Source organism: Mycolicibacterium gilvum (assembly GCF_900454025.1).
In the GTDB taxonomy this organism is placed as follows: Bacteria; Actinomycetota; Actinomycetes; order Mycobacteriales; family Mycobacteriaceae; genus Mycobacterium; species Mycobacterium gilvum.
Window position 1 is genome coordinate 5,830,700 of record NZ_UGQM01000001.1, and the last position, 15,919, is coordinate 5,846,618.

Here is a 15,919-nt window from a genome sequence, read left to right on the forward strand (position 1 = left end):
CGCTACGTCCCTCGTCCCGATGTCGAGTCGCTTCGCCGTGGCGGGATCGACTGCGTACGAAGCATAGTTCGGTCACCCCGATTCAGCAGCAAACCGCGCAGAGTCCTTAATTTTCAGCAACGTAGGTTTCGGTGCGATCCAGTTCCAGGAACGACGGTGTTTTCGGCGGGAACCGGGAACTCTACGCGGGTGGCCACCGAACGCAGCGTGACGCCGGAGACCCTCGGGGCCTGGGTCATCAAGTGCAACCCGAGCAGAACTCCCGTCGAGGCCATGCGCCGATCAGGTCTGGCCAAGGCCCGCTGGTGCATCGCCGGCAACTACCGATCGCGGCTGATCCGGCCGGGACAGCGGGTGCTGTTGTGGGTGTCGGCCCACCCTCTGTGGGGCTTCTGGGGAGCGGGCAGGATCACCGGCAGGCCTGCCACCGACGCCGGGCAGTTGAGCGTCCCGGTGCACATTCCGCTGTTCGCCGAACCGCTGACCGCCGCAGAGTTGGCCCGGTCGACCGCGCTGCGGTCGATGGAGGTGTTCCGGTCACCGCAACAGTCCAATCCTTCCTGGGTCAGTACCGCCGAGCTGGCTGTCCTGGGGCCGTTGCTACCGCACGAGGGAATACCACGACAGCCGGAGAAGTTGGAGGCGGAATGACCGAGCACGCAGAACTGAGTCCGACCGATTGGGTACGTGAGCAGACCCAGCGCATCCTCGAACAGGGCACCACCGACGGAGTCGAGATTCTCGACCGGCCGATCGTCCTCTTCACGACCGTCGGCGCGCAGTCCGGCAAGAAGCGTTACGTGCCGCTGATGCGTGTCGAGGAGAACGGCCGCTACGCGATGGTCGCCTCCAAGGGCGGCGACCCGAAGCACCCGAGCTGGTACTTCAACGTCAAGGCCAACCCGTCGGTGACCGTTCAGGATGGCGACACGGTGATCGAAGGCACTGCCCGCGAGGTCGAGGGCGACGAGCGCGCGCACTGGTGGGAGCTCGCCGTCGCGGCCTATCCGCCCTACGCCGAGTACCAGACCAAGACGGATCGCCTGATTCCGGTCTTCGTTGTGGAGTAGGTCGGACGCCACAGACCTGGTGTGGCCGGCGGTATCGCGGGTATAGGCGCGGCGTGCCCCCACACCGCGCTGTCTCCGAGGACCTCCGCCGGGTAGCCGCCGCCCACGGTGTCGCCACGGCCTACCGAAACGAACGGCGTGAACCCGTCGACGTCGACGCCGACGTGGTGATCAAGGTTCTCGGTCTGCTCGATGTCGACGCCGCCACCGAGGACGCCTGCCGAGCAGAGCTCGCCCGGCTGGCCGAACTCGACCGTGCCGGAGTCCTCGCGCCCACCGTCGCCACGCGGCTCGACGGCCGGCCCCAGCCACTGCCGGGTGCAGCGCTGCTGGTGGCCGAGGACGGCGAGCGGATCGACGTCCGCGACGAGCTGCCCGGTGATCTGAAGCCGGGCTGGTACCGAGTGCACACCCGCGACGGTCAGGAAGCGACGCTGGTCGCCGCGCCTCCCCGGGTTCCCCCGTCCCCGGTGACGTGGGGATGGATGCTGCAGCTCTACGCGCTGCGATCGGAAGACTCGTGGGGTATCGGCGATCTCGGCGATCTGCGCGCCTTCGTGGACTGGACGGCGGGCGAACACGGCGCCGGGGCGGTCCTGCTCAACCCGTTGCACGCACCCGGCCCGACGCATCCGGTGCAGCCCTCTCCGTACACGCCGTCGAGTCGGCGGTTCGCCAATCCGTTGGCGCTGCGCATCGAGGACATCGACGCCTACCGTCGCGCCGACCCCGACACCAGAGCCGAGATCGACGCGCTGCGCGTGTCGGCGACGACCCCGCGCATCGACCATGATCTGGCGTGGGCGGCCAAACGCGGTGCACTGGAACTGCTCTGGCGCGCCGACGGCAGGCCGGACCCGTTGGACGGTCCGTCGGCTTCGGGCGGGCTGCGGGATTGGGCCACCTACTGTGCGCTGGCCGAGCGGCATGGCGGCCGGTGGTCGCGCTGGCCGGAGGGCCTTCGTGACGTCGCAGGTCCCGATGTGGCCAATGCTCGCCGGGAATTGGCTCCGCGCTTGGCATTTCATGCATGGGTGCAGCAGCAGTGCGCCGAACAGCTGGGTGCGGTCCGCGCCGCCGCACGCGATGCCGGGATGCCGCTCGGCATCCTGCACGATCTTGCGGTCGGCGTGGATGCCGACGGCGCCGACGCGTGGGCGCTGTCCGACGTGCTCGCCTCCGGTGTCAGCGTCGGCGCCCCGCCCGACAACTTCACCCCGCGCGGACAGGACTGGGGGCTGCCGCCGTGGCGGCCGGACCGGTTGGCCGACACCGGATATGCCGCGCTGCGGGACATGCTGCGGGCGGTGCTCTCCCATGCCGACGGGTTGCGCATCGACCACGTCGCGGGTCTGTGGCGCCTGTGGTGGATCCCGCCGGGCGACGGACCCGACAAGGGCACCTACGTCCACTACGACGCTGACACCATGCTCGCCGTGCTGGCGCTCGAAGCCCACCGCGCCGGGGCCACCGTGGTCGGTGAGGATCTGGGCACCGTCGAACCGGAGGTCACCGAGGCGCTGGCCGACAACGAGATGCTGGGTTGCGCGGTCGCCTGGTTCACGCGCGACCAGTCGGCCCCGGGGGAGCCGCTGCTGCCGCCGCAGCGCTGGCCGTCGCGGGCCGCGGCGACCCTGTCCACCCATGATCTGCCGACAGCGGCGGGTTTCCTTCGCGGAGAACACGTCCGGGTCCGCGCCGAGCTGGAACTGCTCGACGATGTGCCGGCCGAGAAAGCCACTGCGGACCGGGAACGCGCCGAATGGCTCGCGCTGCTGCGCTCGGAGGGGCTGCTGCCCGACGACGGCTCCGAAGCCGACGAGCAGGACATCATCGTGGCGATGCACCGGTTGCTCGCCGCGACGCCGAGCCGCCTGAAATTGATCTCGCCGTATGACGTCATCGGCGACGTCCGGCAGCCGAATCTGCCTGGGACAGTGGACGAATACCCGAACTGGCGGCTGCCGTTGCCACTGACCCTGGAGGAACTGCAGGCCGATCCCAGGGTCGCAGCGATCACCGCTGCGTTTCGCTGACCTGCCCGCCGTCCACCCGCCAGTACCGGTCCAACCGGACGTTCTGCAGCATTCGGCGGTCGTGGGTCACCAGCAGCAGCGCGCCGTCGTAGGTGTCGAGTGCCGCTTCGAGCTGCTCGATCGCGGGAAGGTCGAGGTGGTTGGTCGGCTCGTCGAGGACCAGCACGTTGGTGCCGCGCGCCTGCAGCAGCGCCAAACCGGCGCGGGTGCGCTCACCGGGTGACAGCTCGTCGATGCCGCGCTCCACGTGGTCGGCGGTGAGCCCGAACTTGGCCAGCAGGGTTCGCACATCGGCGGTCGTCCAGTCGGGTACGCGTTGCTCGAAACGGTCGACGAGCCTGTCGGCACCGGTGAACTCGGCGCGCGCCTGGTCGATCTCGCCGATCGCGACGTTGGCGCCCAGGGACGCGCGCCCCTCGTCCGGTTGGCAGCGTCCGAGCAGCAGTCGCAGCAGCGTCGACTTCCCGGCCCCGTTGGGGCCGGTGATCCCGATCCGCTCGCCGGCATCGACCTGCAGGGACACCGGGCCCAACACGAAATCCGGCAATCGCACCACGGCTTTGTCCAGCGTCGCCACCACCGAACTCGACCGCGGTGCCGAACCGATGGTGAACTGCAGCTGCCACTCCTTACGGGGTTCTTCGACCTCCTCCAGCCGCGCGATCCGGCTCTCCATCTGACGTACCTTCTGCGCCTGTTTCTCGCTGGACTCCGACGCCGCGCGCCGCCGGATCTTGTCGTTGTCGGGGGCCTTGCGGATCGCATTGCGCACGCCCTGGCTCGACCACTCCCGCTGCACCCGCGCCCGGGCCACGAGATCGGCCTTCCTGTCGGCGAACTCCTCGTACTGCTCGCGGCGGTGACGGCGGTTGACCTCCCGCTCCTCCAGATAGCTCTCGTACCCGCCGCCGAAAACGGTGGTGGTGTGCTGGGCCAGATCGAGCTCCAGGACGCGGGTGACGCTGCGCGCCAAGAACTCCCGGTCGTGGCTGACCAGCACCACGCCGCCGCGCAGTTCGCGGACCAGCCGCTCGAGGCGATCCAGCCCGTCGAGATCCAGGTCGTTGGTCGGTTCGTCGAGGAGCACGATGTCGAACCGCGACAGCATCAGCGCCGCCAGGCCCACCCGCGCCGCCTGCCCTCCCGACAGTGCCGTCATCATCGTCGATTCCGGCCGCACGGCGTCGGAGTCGAGACCCAGATCCGCCAGCACCGCGGGCATACGCTCGTCGAGATCGGCGGCACCGGTGGCCAGCCAGTGCTCCAGCGCCGCGGAGTACGCGTCCGCGCCCTGCTCCGAGTCCGCGAGCTCCTCGGCGGCGGCATCCATCCGCAGCGTCGCAGCCGCGCAGCCGGTCCGCCGGGCGATGTAGGCCGCCACCGTCTCCCCCGGCACCCGCTCGTGTTCCTGCGGCAGCCACCCGACGAACGCGTCGGCCGGAGCGACGCTGACGGTGCCCTCCAAGGGCTCCAGGTCGCGGGCCAGGATCCGCAGCAGCGTGCTCTTGCCCGCGCCGTTCACCCCGACGACGCCGAGCACATCGCCCGGCGCCACCGTCAGGTCGACACCGTCGAACAGGGTGCGGTGGGCGAATCCGCCGGCCACGTTCTTGGCGACGAGCGTTGCGGTCATGGCTCCATCGTCGCACCGTGGTCGGCCCGACCCTGCGCGCGCGTTAGTGTGCAACGGTGACCGCACCAGCAGACTCGTCGCCGCTCGAAGCCCGGGTCGGCCACCACTACCAGATGGCCGGCACTTACCTCGTCGGCCGCGAGAAGGTACGGGAGTACGCGCGCGCCGTGCAGGACTACCACCCCGCGCACTGGGACGTCGCAGCAGCTCAGGCGCTCGGTTTCCCGGATGTCGTCGCTCCGCTGACCTTCACCTCGGCGCCGGGCATGCAGTGCAACCGCCGGATGTTCGAGGAGATCGTCGTCGGCTACGACACCTACCTGCAGACCGAGGAGGTCTTCGAGCAGCACCGTCCCATCGTGGCCGGTGACGAGCTGGTCATCGACGTCGAGCTGACCTCGGTGCGCCGCACGGCGGGCCGGGACTTCATCACGGTCACCAACACCTTCACCGACCCGGCCGGCGAACGGGTGCACACGCTGCACACCACGGTCGTCGGCGTCACCGCCGATGACATCGACGCCGGGGTCAAGATCGCCGTGCAGAACGCGATGATGCACGACATGAACATCCTCGACATCCCGGGAACGGACGCCGACTACGAGAAGCAGGAGCGCCCCGGCGGCGAGGTCCGCATCTCCGAGGGTGGCCTGACCCGCACACCCGGCTCGGTGTCGTTCGATGGTCTGAAGGTCGGCGACGAGATACCGGTCCACCACACCCGGCTCTCGCGCGGCGATCTGGTGAACTACGCCGGTGTCGCAGGCGACGCGAATCCGATCCACTGGGACGAGGAGATCGCCAAGTTGGCGGGACTGCCCGACGTGATCGCGCACGGGATGCTCACCATGGGCCTCGGCGCCGGCTTCGTCTCCGCCTGGTCCGGCGACCCGGGCGCGGTCACCCGCTACTCGATCCGGCTGTCACAGCCGGCCATCGTGTCGGCCAAAGAGGGTGCGGACATCGAATACAGCGGCCGGATCAAGTCTCTGGACCCCGAGACGCGCAGCGGAGTCGTCCTCGTCGGTGCGAAGTCGGCCGGCAGGAAGATCTTCGGGCTCGCCTCGCTGCACATTCGGTTCCGCTGACACCGAGACCAGGGCCGGTCACCGAACATGTCGCGGTTGGCGCTGTCTCGGCCGGCGCTGGGGGTTCTTGCCGGGTGGGCATCTCTGTCGGTGGTGCTGGCGCTGACCACGGTCGGCCCGACGGCGAACTGGGGATTGCTCGACGGCGGCGGTGATCTCGACGTGTACCGCCGGGGGCCTGGCACGTACTGTCCGGACTCCCGCTGTACGACTTCCCCGTCGACAAGAAGCTCTTCTATACCTACACACCGTTCTCGGCCCTGGTGTTCGCCCCGCTGGAACTGCTTCCTGCAGAACCGGATCGGCACATCTGGCTGGCGCTCAACCTGGCGGTCCTGATCGCGGTCGTCGTGCAGAGCTGGCGGCTGCTCGGATACCGCGTCGATCGCGCGCTGGTGGGAGTCTCGGTCCTCATGGCGTTGGGCTGCGTGTTCGTCGAACCGGTTCGGACGACGTTGTTCTTCGGCCAGATCAACCTGATCCTGATGCTGCTGATCCTCAGCGACACCGTCGGTGCGACGCGAAGCCGGCTCGCCGGCATCGGCACCGGCCTGGCGGCGGGCATCAAGCTCACCCCGCTCTACTTCGTGCTGTACTTCCTCACGCTGCGGCAGCGGCGGGTGGCTGTCACGGCGGTCGCTGTGTTCGCGGCCACCGTCGTCGTCGGTCTGATTCTGCTGCCCCGGGATTCGCTCACCTACTGGGCCGGTACCTTTCTGCGCTCGGAGCGGATCGGGGACCGGTTGGGGCATCCGTCGAACCAGTCCCTGCGGGGCATGTTGGCCCGCCTGCTGGACGACGAGCCTCCAGTCTGGCTGTGGTTGGCGCTCGCGGTGCTGATCGGTGTCGCGAGCCTGACGCTGGCGGTGTGGCTGCACCGAACCGGGGAACGGTTGCTGTCGGTGACGGTCGTCGGGCTGAGTTCGGCTGTGGTGTCGCCCTTCTCGTGGACACATCACTGGGTGTGGGTGGTGCCGCTGATGGTGTGGTTCGTGCACCGGGCGCTGACGTGCTGGCGATGGTGGCTCGCACCGGCGGCTCTGTTCGTCGCGCTCGGCGCGTGGCCGTTCTGGTTCCGCAACCTCGCCGACCCACGCATCGGTTTCTACCTGTTCCCGTACACCCATGTACCGGAAGTGTTGCTGCGCAACGCCTATCTGTGGCTGTTCGCCGTGCTGCTGATCTGGTTGGGGGTGCGCGCCGCGCGCAGCGTCGCCGGCGCGAAAGCCGCTGGCGAGGAACCTGTCCGCGCAGAAGAATAGGCTGAGCGCGGCATCGACGGCTGAGTAGCGACTGAGGCCCCAGAGGTTGGGGTGGGTTCGCCACCGTCCGGAACGGGCATGTACCGCGTACGCATTGCAGAAACGAGGAGCTGTCCATGGCGAGCCCAACCGTCAACCGCCGATCGACGTCGGATTATCTGTGGCCTGCCGCGGTCAGCCTCGCGACGGCGGCCACGCTGGTGGTCAACGGCCTGGCCAACGGTCTGCCGATCAACGGTCAGACCACCGGTGAGGTCACCCGGCGCTTCGAGGTGTACTTCGTCCCGGCCGGGTACGTGTTCTCGATCTGGAGCGTCATCTACCTCGGCCTGTTCGCCTACACCGTCTACCTGGGACTGGCGCTGGCCCGGCGACGTCCCGACGGCGGTGCGGCGCGTGCGATCGCACCCTGGTACCTGCTGACCGCGCTGGCGAACTGCTCATGGCTTTTCGCCTGGCACCACAACCTTTTTCCGCTGAGCATGGCGCTCATGGCGGTGCTGCTGGGCGCGCTGATCGTCATCTACCGACTGCAGGCGACGCTGCCGGCGACGTCGACGCTGGAGCGGTGGGCGGTGCACATCCCGTTCCGCGTGTATCTGGGCTGGGTCTCGGTGGCGACCATCGCCAATGCGACGATCACCCTCGACGACGCCGGCTGGTCCGGCTTCGGGCTCAGCGAGCCGACGTGGGGCGTCATCATGGTGCTGGTGGCCACCGCACTGGGTGCGACGATGGGTCTGCGCCACCGCGACATCGCGTACCTGCTGGTGCTCATCTGGGCGTTGATCGGTATCGCGGTCCGGCTGCACGACACCACGCCGATCCTGATCGCTGCCCTCGGTGGCGCCGCGGCGCTCGCGGTCGTACTGGCCCTGGCCGCCCGGCCCCGGCGGGGAGAGAGCGCGTGGTAGGCATATCGGGTGAGCGCCCAACCGCCACTGCTGCTTGCCCTTGACCTGGTCGGCACCTTCGCTTTCGGACTCAACGGTGCGCTGACCGCGGTCCGCGCCACCCGCCTCGACGTCATCGGCGTCCTCACCCTCGGCATGATGACGGCGTTGGGCGGCGGCGTGATTCGCGACGTGTTGATCGGTTCGGTGCCGCCCGCGACTTTTCAGGACTGGTACTACTTCGCCCTGGCCCTCGCCGGCGGGCTCATCGCATTCGCCGTTGGCCACTGGCTCCACCGCCTGGAGCTGCCGATCACCGTGCTCGACGCGGTGGGCCTGAGCGTCTTCGCGGTGATCGGCGCGAACAAAGCCATCGAATACGGGCTGGGGGCGGGCCCCGCGGTGCTTCTCGGCGTGATCACCGCGGTGGGCGGCGGCACGATCCGCGATCTGATGATCGGTCAGGTACCCACCGTGCTGCGCAGCGAGCTGTACGCGATTCCCGCGATGGTCGCGGCCGCGTTGACGGTCGCCGCGCTCGGCCTTGGTGTGTACGGCCTGCCCGCCGCGCTCGCAGCCGCGGCCGTCTGCTTCGCGATCCGGATGCTCGGTGTGCATTTCGGTCTGAACGCGCCTAGCCCGCCGGGGAGCGCCGATCAGCGACGGTAGTGCGGCAGCATCGTCGCGAGCTCGTCGAAGAGCGCCTGGTTGAGGCCGAAGGCGATCTTCACCTCACCGACCACGCGCTCGATGTCGCCGGCTTCCAGTCCGAGGCTGTCGAGGCGAGCCCGGTATCCGTCCTTGTACGGCTTGATCCGCAGTTCGAACTCGTAGAACGCCAATCCCTTTCCCCCGAGCTCGAATTCGCGGTCGAGGATGCGGGCCATCGCCTGTCCGCCGGAGAGGTCGCCGAGGTAGCGGGTGTAGTGATGGGCGACGAGCGCACCACCCCAGGGCAGTTCGGCGATCCGCGCCCTATACCTTTGCGCGGCAGGCGAATCGACCTCACTGCTGACCGACGGAGCCCAGTGCGCCAGGTCGGCATCGAGGGCCGGGATACGTTCGAGGGCAGGGTCGTACATCGCAGCGACCAGCGGATCGTCGAGGCGGCACCGGACGGCGTCCTCGAGCGCCTGGTAGACGATCCGCAACCGCAGCAGGTAGTCGGCGTAGCCGCGGCGGCTCACTCGCCCGGCAAGCAGTTCCGTCACGAACGGTGACCGCTCGGCTGCGTCGTGTTCTGCCGACGAACCCTCTCTGATCGCTACCGACAGCGGCTGCACGACCGCGGGGGTCTGCGACATCAAGCCGCCACCGCGGTGCCGCAGATGCCGCAGACCTCGAACACGCGGCGCTTCCAGCGCGCCACCGGAATGAAGAACAGCGTGAACTGCTTGAACTCGCGCATCCGGTTCCACTGGCTGCTGTTGTGGCAGCGGGGACAGGTCCTTACCTGGCCGGCTCCGAGGTACTTCTGCTTGGTGCCGTAGCCGAAGAAGAGCAACATCTTGCCAGCCTAGAGCGCCCGGCCGCCGCATCTGGTGCTCGGACGACTTCTGGAGTCCGCAGCGTGTGAAGTGGCCCGGCTATTCGGTCGCCTGGTTCGGATCGGTCGCAAGCTTGAGCGGCTCGTGTTCGACGACGGTGTCGGTTCCCGGCCGGTCGTCGTAACGGGACATGTACGTGTCGATCTCGGCGACGATCTCCGGGCCTGGAACGCCCCATCCGGGCTGGTAGCCGTATACCGCGGCCAGGGTTCGGTGCCCGCGATCGCCGTCGAGGATCTCGACGTCGGTAGGGCCGAGCATGGCCGGATGTCGGACTCCGGCCGCCTCCGAAACCTTCAACAGGTCCCGGCGCAACGTCTGGACGTAGTTGGCGAGCCGATGCGATTTCTGCTCTGGGTCCAATCCGCGGGCCAGCCAAGGGTTCTGGGTGGCAACGCCGGTCGGGCAGTGATCGGTGTGGCACTTCTGCGCCTGGATGCAGCCGATCGCGAGCATCGCCTCCCGCGCGACATTGAGCAGATCGACGCCGAGGGCGAACGCGACGATCGCGTTGGCGGGCAGGCCGAGCTTGCCCGACCCGATCCAGGTGACCCGATCGGTCAAACCCGCTTGCGCGAACAACCCGTAGACCCGCGTGAAGCCGATCCTGAACGGAAAGGACACGTGGTCGGCGAAGACCAGGGGTGCGGCACCGGTGCCCCCCTCACCCCCGTCGATCGCGATGAAGTCCACACCGCGCTGCCCGTCGGCCATCCGGTCGGCCAGCTCCTGCCAGAAGCCCATCTCCCCCACCGCCGACTTGATGCCGACGGGCAGTCCCGTGGCGTCGGCGATCCGCTCCACGACATCGAGCATCTCGTCGACGTTGCGGAACGCCGTGTGCCGGGACGGACTGACGACGTCCTTGCCCCGCTCGACGCCCCGGACGCGGGCTATCTCCGCATTGACCTTCGCTCCCGGAAGATGGCCTCCCAGACCCGGTTTCGCGCCTTGACTGAGCTTGATCTCGATCGCCCGCACCGGGGCTGCACCGACGACGTCGACGAGCCGGGCGAGGTCGAAGTCGCCGTGCTCATCCCGGCACCCGAAGTAACCGGTACCGATTTGATAGATCAACTCGCCGCCCTGACGGTGGTGATCGGACAGGCCGCCCTCACCGACGTTGTGGAGAAAGTCGGCGATCTTCGCGCCCTTGTTGATCGCTTCGATCGCCTGCGGGCTGAGTGAGCCGAACGACATCGCCGACACATTCACCACAGATGCCGGCCTGAAGGCGTGGCGGCGCCCGCGGGGCGCGCCGAGCACCTTCGCCCCGGGCACCTCGATGTCACGGAGATGGATCGGGGAGGCCGGCACGACATCTGAGAACGTCGCCTGTTTGATGATCGGATATGCGGCGTTCTCGACGTCGTTGTCGGTGCCGAACGCGAAGTAGTTGTTCTCCTTCTTCGCCGACGTGTACACCCAGCGCCGCTGGTCCCGGCTGAACGGCCGCTCGGCGTCGTTGCTGGTGATGATGTACTGGCGCAACTCCGGGCCGATCGACTCCAGCAGATACCTCGCCCGCGCCACGAGCGGGAAGTTGCGGCGCAGCGCGTGCTCCTTCTGCAGCAGGTCCTGCACCGCGATGCCCGCCGCCGCGGCGGCGGGAACCAGTGCGGCGAGCGTCCGCTTCTTCATGCGGCCAACACTGCCACACTCGGCATGACACGGGCAGTGATCGTCGAAAAGCGCCGAGGTGTGACAAGCAGGGTGCGCCAGACACTTTCACGCCTGTGCGGCGGCCCTCCGGGCGTTGATCTTGGCCCGCACCTCGGCCATGTCCAGTGTCTTGACGCGGCCGATCAGGTCCTCCAGTGCGGCGGGAGGCATCGCGCCGGCCTGCCGGTAGACGAGCACGCCGTCCCGGAAGGCCATCACGGTCGGGATCGAGGTGATTTCCAGCGTGGCCGCCAGGTCGCGTTCGTGCTGGGTGTCGACCTTCGCGTGCACGACCTCCGGGTGGGCCTCCGACGATCGCTCGTAGACAGGGCCGAACGCGCGGCACGGGCCGCACCACGACGCCCAGAAGTCGACCAGCACGATCGAGTTGCCGGTGATCGTGGACTCGAAGTCGTCGTAGGTCAGGTTCTTCGTAGCCATGTCACGCCAGTCCTTTCAACATCAGATTCCAATACATGAACGGCAGTCCGTACTTCTTCAGGTACCAGTAGCCGCGGTGCGGCTTGGTCGGGTCGAGCAGCGGGAACGACGGCGTCATGTTCAGGTCGTAGTCGAACTCCGCCAGCAGCATCTCGTGTGACGACGTGACGATCGGACATGACCCGTAGCCGTTGTAGGACGCGGTCAGCGGTCGCCCCGTCAGCAGCGCATCGATGTTCTCGACCACCACCGGGGCTTGCTTGCGAATTGCGGCCCCGGTCTTGGAGTTGGGGGACGACCCGGCATCGCCGAGGCTGAACACGTTGGGATAGCGCACGTGCTGCATGGTGTGCTTGTCGATCTCGACGTATCCGTTTGCATCCCCGGTCGACAGCGGGCCGGACTTGATCCAGTCCGGGGCCGATTGCCGCGGTACGGCGTGGAGGACATCGTAAGCAAGCACGGTGTCGGCTCCGCCGCCGGCGGGAGTCACGCCCACCTTGTGCGCCGCGGCGTCGATCGAGGTCACCTCCGCATCGGTGTGCACGGTGATGCCGTAGCCGGCGGCGATGGTATCGAGGGTGTCGGCGATCGCCGGGATACCGAACAGGCGTGGCGTCGGCACCACCAGATGCACGTCGATGTTGTCGAGCACACCCTGTGAACGCCAGTAGTCGCTGGCCAGATACGCGATCTTCTGCGGGGCGCCGGCGCACTTGATCGGCCCCGACGGCATCGCGAAGACCGCTGTGCCCGAACGTAGGTCGCGGATGAACTCCCAGGTCCGCGGGGCCAGGTCGAAACGATAGTTCGAGGACACCCCGTCCTTGCCGAGCGCGTCGGCCAATCCCTCGGTGCGGTTCCAGTCCAGCTGGATGCCGGGGGCGACGACTAGCACGTCGTACTCGTAGACCGCACCGTCGGCGCAGGTGACCGTGTTGTTGTCGGGGTCGACCGCCGCCGCGGCGTTCTTGATCCAGGTGGCGCCGGCCGGCATCACCGAGGACTCGGGCCGGGCGGTCGTCGCCGCCTTGGCCTGCCCGCCACCGACGAGCGTCCACAGGGGTTGGTAGTAGTGCACGCTGGACGGTTCGATGACGGCGACGTCGGAGTAGCCGTTGCGCAGCAGGCGGGCCGCCACCGAGATCCCGGCGGTACCACCGCCGACGATGACGATCTGATGCTTGTCCTTGATCATGAATCCTCCTGCCACTCAGGCGTTCTGATGGGTTTCTTCCCAGGCGCCGAAGCCGCCCAGGATGTCACTGACGTCGGTGAAACCGTTGCCCCGCAACAGGCTTGCGGCCACCGAGGACCGGTAACCGCCGGCGCAGTACACGACGGTCGGCTTGGCCGGATCGAGTTCGCCCAACCGGGCGGGCAGCTGGCCCACCGGGATGGTGATCGCGTTCGGAATGGTTCCGGCGGCCACCTCACCCGGGTTGCGCACATCGACGATCTGCAGGTCCGCCACTTCCGCGGCACGCTGATCGAACGCCTTGGCGGTCAGCCGGGACGCCATCTGGACGTCTCCGGGGTGGGTGAACATCACCTCGAACGGCCGGTCCAGGTAGCCGACCACCCGGTCGAAACCGATACGGGCGAGCCGGTTCTTGCCTTCGAGCTCCTGACCCGGTTCGGTGAACAGCACGATGTCGACGTCGGTGGGGACGACCGAACCGGCGAACTCGGCGTAGCGGCCAGCCAGCCCGATGTTGACGGCACCGCGCAGGTGGCCTGTGGCGAACTCTTCCGGGCCACGGCCGTCGACCAGGATCGCCCCGGCGGCCATCGCGTCGCGGACCTGTTCATAGGTCATCGCGGCGGGCATCTTGGTCTGGTCGAGCAGTTCCCGGTCCTTGCGGTTGAGGATCGCGTCGTAGACGAAGTAGCTCGGTGCGGGGGGCTGACCCTCGGTGACCAGCGCCATGAAGGTCGCTTTGTCCGGCGCGCGCAGCGCGTAGTTGGTCTCCTTCTGCTCGCCCATCGTCGACCACAGGTCGGTCGACAGGTTCTTGCCGCAGGCCGAGCCCGCGCCGTGGGCCGGGTACACCCGGGTGGCGTCGGGCAGTGTCATCAGCTTGTTGTGCAGCGAGTCGTAGAGCTTCTCGGCCAGCTCTTCGCGGGTGAATCCGATCGAGGCCAACAGGTCCGGCCTGCCGACGTCACCGATGAACAGCGCATCGCCGGTCAGCACCCCGTAGGGCACCTGGTCGTCGGCGTGCTCGTAGACCACGATGCTCATCGACTCCGGCGTGTGGCCGGGGGTGTGGCGGAACTCCAGCGTCACGTCGCCCAGCGAGTAGCGCTCACCGTCGGCGACTCCCATCGACTCGAACTCGGTCTCGGCGACGGAGGAGTACACGATCTTGGCGCCTGTCGCCTCGGCCAGCTCCAGATGACCTGACAGGAAGTCGGCGTGGAAGTGCGTCTCGATGACGAGCTCGATGGTGTAGCCGAACTCCTCGGCATCGGACAGGTACTCGGCCACATCCCGCTGCGGGTCGACAACGACTGCGCGCCCGGTGGTTTCGTCGGCAATCAGGTACGACGCATGCGACAGGCAGTCCAGGTAGTACTGGATGAACTTCATGGCGGTGGTCCTCTCGTTCGGTAGGTGGGTCCGGCCTTCTGCGTCTCAGACTGCCGATACCCCTCGGGTATGTCAAGTACCCTAGGGGGTATAAAAATTCCTTGTTGCGGTTACCCCCGGGGGTATGTCTATCATGAGGGAGACGATACCCCCTGAGGTATCTACCCTCCAGGGACTTTCGTCATCAGCCCAGTCACCGGAAAGGACTCACTTCAATGACCGCACCCGTCACCATCGACTCCCACGACCTGAGCCAGATGCTCGGTTCCCCCACCCCGCCCCGGGTGCTGGACGTGCGTACCCCCGGCGAATTCGAGACGGCCCATATCGCCGGCGCCTACAACGTGCCGCTGGACCTGCTGCGCGAACACCGCGACGAGATCGTCAAGCACCTCGACGAGGACGTGGTCCTGGTCTGCCGGTCCGGTCAGCGTGCCGCCCAGGCCGAAGAGACCCTGCGCAACGCCGGGCTGTCCAACGTGCACATCCTCGACGGCGGCATCACGGCGTGGGAAGCCAAGGGATTCGCGGTCAACCGCGGCGCCCAGCGGTGGGACCTGGAACGCCAGGTCCGTCTGGTGGCCGGCTCGATCGTGCTGTCGAGCATTCTCGGCAGCATTGCCGCCCCGAAGCTGAAATGGGTGGCCGGCGCGGTCGGCGGCGGCCTGACCTTCGCGGCGCTGTCCAACACCTGCGCGATGGGCATGTTGCTCTCCAAGCTGCCCTACAACCGCGGCGCCTCCTGTGACGCGGAGGGCATCGTGGCCCAGCTCGTGGAAGGCAGCGCGTCATGATGGCGCTCACCGTCGGCCTGGCCGTCTTCGTCGGTATCGCACTGGGACTGCTCGGCGGCGGAGGTTCGATCCTGACCGTCCCGCTGCTGGCCTATGTGGCCGGCATGGACGCCAAGCAGGCCATCGCCACCTCGTTGCTCGTCGTCGGTGTCACCAGTGCGATCGGCGCCGTCTCGCATGCCCGAGCCGGACGGGTGCAATGGCGCACCGGGCTGATCTTCGGCGCCGCGGGCATGGCCGGCGCCTATGCGGGCGGGCTGCTGGCCCGCTTCATCCCGGGAACGGTGCTGCTCATCGGCTTCGCGTTGATGATGATCGCCACCGCTGTCGCCATGCTGCGTGGACGGAAGAACGTGCAGGCCACCGAAGGTTCCCATCGCCTGCCCGTCCCCAAGATCCTCGCCGAGGGTCTTCTTGTCGGGTTGGTCACCGGCCTGGTCGGCGCCGGCGGCGGCTTCCTGGTGGTGCCCGCCCTCGCGTTGCTCGGCGGACTGCCGATGCCGGTCGCGGTCGGCACCTCGTTGATCGTGATCGCGATGAAGTCTTTCGCCGGCCTGGGCGGATACCTGTCCAGCGTGCAGATCGACTGGTCGCTGGCGCTGGCGGTGACCGCCGCGGCCGTGGTGGGCGCACTGCTCGGCGCGCGGCTGACCTCGATGGTCAACCCCGACTCGCTGCGCAAGGCGTTCGGCTGGTTCGTGCTGGCGATGTCGTCGGTCATCCTGGCCCAGGAGATTCACCTGGCCGTCGGGATCGCCGGGGCGGCGCTGACGGCGATCGCCGCGCTGATGACGTTCGCCTGCAGCAGGTATGCGCACTGTCCGCTGCGCCGGATCACCGGAATCGGGGCGGCGCGGGGCGCCCATGCATGATTACGGGAATACCCCCGCGGGTACCATG

At 68.0% G+C, this 15,919-nt stretch carries 16 protein-coding genes; 9 read left to right on the forward strand and 7 right to left on the reverse strand.

Annotated features, from left to right (window positions below):
* The first annotated feature begins 189 nt into the window (after positions 1-189).
* Genes DYE23_RS27495 through malQ form a run of 3 tightly spaced genes read left to right on the forward strand, consistent with a single transcriptional unit; the run spans position 190 to position 3,106 of the window.
* Positions 190-651: a hypothetical protein gene (locus DYE23_RS27495; protein ID WP_041799822.1), complete on the forward strand. Its 462-nt coding sequence runs from the start codon at positions 190-192 to the stop codon at positions 649-651.
* Positions 648-1,070, forward strand: a complete 423-nt coding sequence (locus DYE23_RS27500) for a nitroreductase family deazaflavin-dependent oxidoreductase (protein ID WP_011891897.1) — start codon at positions 648-650, stop codon at positions 1,068-1,070. Before DYE23_RS27495 ends, DYE23_RS27500 begins: the two co-directional genes overlap by 4 nt.
* A 53-nt stretch (positions 1,071-1,123) precedes the next feature.
* A complete protein-coding gene (gene malQ / locus DYE23_RS27505; protein ID WP_115328660.1) occupies positions 1,124-3,106 on the forward strand; it encodes a 4-alpha-glucanotransferase in 1,983 nt (660 codons plus the stop codon).
* Here malQ and abc-f read toward each other — a convergent pair.
* Positions 3,087-4,739: a ribosomal protection-like ABC-F family protein gene (abc-f, locus tag DYE23_RS27510; RefSeq protein ID WP_115328661.1), complete on the reverse strand. Its 1,653-nt coding sequence runs from the start codon at positions 4,737-4,739 to the stop codon at positions 3,087-3,089. The genes malQ and abc-f overlap by 20 nt on opposite strands.
* A 56-nt stretch (positions 4,740-4,795) precedes the next feature.
* On the opposite strand from abc-f, the gene DYE23_RS27515 reads away from it, so the two are divergent.
* The 4 genes from DYE23_RS27515 (at position 4,796) to DYE23_RS27530 (ending at position 8,651) form a co-directional block, all read left to right on the forward strand.
* The gene (locus DYE23_RS27515) at positions 4,796-5,827 is read left to right on the forward strand and encodes a fused (3R)-hydroxyacyl-ACP dehydratase subunits HadA/HadB (protein WP_011891894.1); all 1,032 of its coding nucleotides are present in this window, start codon (positions 4,796-4,798) and stop codon (positions 5,825-5,827) included.
* A gap of 263 nt (positions 5,828-6,090) precedes the next feature.
* Positions 6,091-7,089: a glycosyltransferase 87 family protein gene (locus DYE23_RS27520; protein ID WP_235660504.1), complete on the forward strand. Its 999-nt coding sequence runs from the start codon at positions 6,091-6,093 to the stop codon at positions 7,087-7,089.
* A gap of 116 nt (positions 7,090-7,205) precedes the next feature.
* Positions 7,206-8,003 (forward strand): TspO-related membrane protein, encoded by a 798-nt coding sequence (locus tag DYE23_RS27525; protein ID WP_011891892.1) that lies wholly within the window; start codon positions 7,206-7,208, stop codon positions 8,001-8,003.
* Between the two features lie 9 nt (positions 8,004-8,012).
* Complete coding sequence (locus DYE23_RS27530) at positions 8,013-8,651, forward strand: trimeric intracellular cation channel family protein (protein ID WP_011891891.1); 639 nt, start codon at positions 8,013-8,015, stop codon at positions 8,649-8,651.
* Here DYE23_RS27530 and DYE23_RS27535 read toward each other — a convergent pair.
* From DYE23_RS27535 to DYE23_RS27560, 6 genes are all read right to left on the reverse strand, one after another.
* Positions 8,639-9,289, reverse strand: coding sequence for a biliverdin-producing heme oxygenase (locus DYE23_RS27535; protein WP_372516198.1), 651 nt, complete (start codon positions 9,287-9,289; stop codon positions 8,639-8,641). The genes DYE23_RS27530 and DYE23_RS27535 overlap by 13 nt on opposite strands.
* Positions 9,286-9,489, reverse strand: a complete 204-nt coding sequence (locus tag DYE23_RS27540) for a zinc-ribbon domain-containing protein (protein WP_011891889.1) — start codon at positions 9,487-9,489, stop codon at positions 9,286-9,288. The genes DYE23_RS27535 and DYE23_RS27540 overlap by 4 nt, the downstream gene beginning before the upstream one ends.
* 79 nt (positions 9,490-9,568) lie before the next feature.
* Positions 9,569-11,170 carry an FMN-binding glutamate synthase family protein gene (locus DYE23_RS27545; protein ID WP_011891888.1) on the reverse strand — a complete coding sequence of 534 codons (1,602 nt, stop codon included), beginning with the start codon at positions 11,168-11,170 and terminating at the stop codon, positions 9,569-9,571.
* A gap of 87 nt (positions 11,171-11,257) precedes the next feature.
* Positions 11,258-11,632, reverse strand: coding sequence for a thioredoxin (gene trxA, locus DYE23_RS27550; RefSeq protein WP_011891887.1), 375 nt, complete (start codon positions 11,630-11,632; stop codon positions 11,258-11,260).
* Position 11,633: 1 nt separating this feature from the next.
* Entirely contained in the window at positions 11,634-12,830 is a 1,197-nt protein-coding gene (locus DYE23_RS27555) for an NAD(P)/FAD-dependent oxidoreductase (RefSeq protein WP_011891886.1), read from the reverse strand.
* Between the two features lie 15 nt (positions 12,831-12,845).
* A complete protein-coding gene (locus DYE23_RS27560; protein WP_011891885.1) occupies positions 12,846-14,225 on the reverse strand; it encodes an MBL fold metallo-hydrolase in 1,380 nt (459 codons plus the stop codon).
* Between the two features lie 215 nt (positions 14,226-14,440).
* On the opposite strand from DYE23_RS27560, the gene DYE23_RS27565 reads away from it, so the two are divergent.
* Both DYE23_RS27565 and DYE23_RS27570 read left to right on the forward strand, forming a co-directional pair.
* Entirely contained in the window at positions 14,441-15,019 is a 579-nt protein-coding gene (locus tag DYE23_RS27565; protein ID WP_011891884.1) for a rhodanese-like domain-containing protein, read from the forward strand.
* Positions 15,016-15,891, forward strand: a complete 876-nt coding sequence (locus DYE23_RS27570) for a sulfite exporter TauE/SafE family protein (RefSeq protein ID WP_011891883.1) — start codon at positions 15,016-15,018, stop codon at positions 15,889-15,891. The genes DYE23_RS27565 and DYE23_RS27570 overlap by 4 nt, the downstream gene beginning before the upstream one ends.
* Positions 15,892-15,919 lie beyond the last annotated feature (28 nt).